Raw genomic sequence first — 2,187 nt, forward strand, 5'->3', positions numbered from 1 at the left:
CCACCACCGCGCCGGCCATCCAGGCCAAGCACGACGTGCGGCAGCGCTGGCGTCGGACGGGGACGGCGGCGTTCGGCGGCGGCGACCCGTACGTGGGCAAGCTGCTGGCCCGCGAGGCCATCCGCAGGCACGGTCCCGTGCCGCTGGTGGCCATCGACGAGGTGCCCGCGGACGCGACCGTCGTGGCGGTCTCGGGCATGGGGGCGCCGACCGTGCTGCTGGAGAAGCTGCCGGCGGGCACCGAGGAGCTGACCGCGCTGCGCGCCCTGGAGGCGGTGCTCGGCCGTCAGGCCACGCACATCGTGCCCATCGAGGTCGGCGGCGTGAACTCGATGATCCCGATCGCCGCCGCCGCGCAGGCGGGCCTGCCGATCGTGGACGGCGACGCGATGGGCCGCGCCTTCCCCGAGGCGCAGATGGTGCTGCCGACGCTGATCGGCGTGCCGAACACGCCGATGGCGCTGGCCGACGACAAGGGCAACACGCTGGTGCTGGAGACGGTGTCCAACGTGTGGGCCGAGCGCCTGGCCAGGGCGGCGTGCGTGCAGATGGGCTGCCAGGTCTCCTGCGCCGACACCGTCATGCGCGGCGACCAGCTGCGCGACGGTCTGGTGCCGGCCACGCTGACGCTGGCCGAGGACCTGGGCCGGGCCGTGCGGCTGGCCCGCGCCGGGCACGCCGACCCGGTGGCGGCGGCCCTGGACGTGCTGGGCGGCCTGAAGCTGTTCACCGGCAAGGTCGTGGACGTCGAGCGCCGCACCACCGGCGGCTTCGCCCGCGGCCAGGCCCGTCTGGAGGGCACCGGCACGTTGGAGCTCAGCTTCCAGAACGAGCACCTGCTGGCCCGCCGGGACGGCGAGATCGTGGCCACCACGCCCGACCTGATCTGCGTGCTGGACACCGACTCGGGCGAGCCGGTCACCACCGAGGCCATGCGCTACGGCCTGCGCGTCACGGTCATCGCCGTGCCCTGCGACTCGCGCTGGACCTCGCCGGGCGGCCTGGAACTGGCCGGGCCGCGGTACTTCGGCTACGACTGCGACTACCGGCCGCCGGCCACGACCCCGGCGTAGACCCAGCGGCCGTCCAGCCGGACGAACCTGCTGTGCTCGTCGAGCACGCCCGGCACCCGCCGGTTGACGAAGTGGGCGCGGAACCGCACGGTGCCCTCGGTGTGGACGGGGCTGCCGCCGGTGCTCTCCAGCACCTCCAGCTCCGTCCAGGCGACCTTCCTGTCGAGGTCGAGGCGGGCCGGGCGGTCGGCGGGATGCCAGGTGGCCATGAGATAGGCCTCGTCGCCCACGGCGAACGCGCTGAACCTGGACCGCATGAGCGACTCCGCGGTGGGGGCCGACCCCTCACCGCGGTGGTATCTCCCGCAGCAGTCCGCGTAGGACGCGGGCAGACCGCAGGGGCATGGACGAGGAGGCATGCCCCCCATTGTGCCGCCCCGGCGCCGCCTCGCGCTCCGCCCGGTACGGGCGTGCGGGTCAGAGGCGGGCGGCCAGCTCGGTCAGGGTGGCGCCGAGCGGGGCGTCCAGCAGGAGCGCGGCGTCGGCGTCGGCGCCGGTCGGGCCCTGGTTGACGATGGCGACGGGCAGCCCGAGCTCGGCGGCCCTGGTGACGAAGCGCAGCCCCGACCTGATCGCCAGCGACGACCCCAGCACGAGCAGCGAGCGCGCCCCGCCCACGAGCGCGAAGCACTCCGCCACCCGATCCCTCGGCACGTTCTCGCCAAAGAAGATCACGTCGGGCTTGAGCAGACCACCGCAGGAGACGCAGTCGACCACCTGGAACCCGGCGACCTGGGCGTCGGTGAGGGCGGCGTCGCCGTCGGGGTTGACGCGGCCCTCGGCGGCCCAGCGCGGGTTGGCCGCGCTGAGCCGGCGCTCCAGCTCGGCGCGCGGGGTGCGTTCGCGGCACGACAGGCACACGACGCGGTCGAGGCCGCCGTGCAGCTCGATCACCCGGCGCGCCCCGGCGGCCTGGTGGAGCCCGTCGACGTTCTGGGTGACGATGCCGGCCAGCAGTCCGCGCCGCTCCAGCTCGGCCACCGCGCGGTGGCCGGCGTTGGGTGCGGCCCGGCCGATCTGCCGCCAGCCGACGTGGCTGCGCGCCCAGTAGCGCCGGCGCGCCTCGGCGCTGCCGGTGAAGCGCTGGTACGTCATCGGCTCGGCACGCCGGGAC

3 protein-coding genes are annotated in these 2,187 nt (G+C 75.1%); 1 reads left to right on the forward strand and 2 read right to left on the reverse strand.

All coding sequences use genetic code 11. From position 1 onward, the window contains the following. On the forward strand, positions 1–1,073 hold a 1,073-nt coding region (locus ACWCSD_RS51835), incomplete at its 5' end, for a DUF917 domain-containing protein (protein ID WP_449927151.1). Here ACWCSD_RS51835 and ACWCSD_RS51840 read toward each other — a convergent pair. Then, a complete protein-coding gene (locus ACWCSD_RS51840; RefSeq protein ID WP_358300042.1) occupies positions 1,043–1,330 on the reverse strand; it encodes a YchJ family protein in 288 nt (95 codons plus the stop codon). The genes ACWCSD_RS51835 and ACWCSD_RS51840 overlap by 31 nt on opposite strands. Positions 1,331–1,490: 160 nt before the next feature. Next, positions 1,491–2,187: Sir2 family NAD-dependent protein deacetylase (locus ACWCSD_RS51845; RefSeq protein WP_449927155.1), on the reverse strand; the 697-nt coding region annotated here is incomplete at its 5' end.

The sequence above is a fragment of the Nonomuraea sp. NPDC001684 genome, assembly GCF_053596515.1.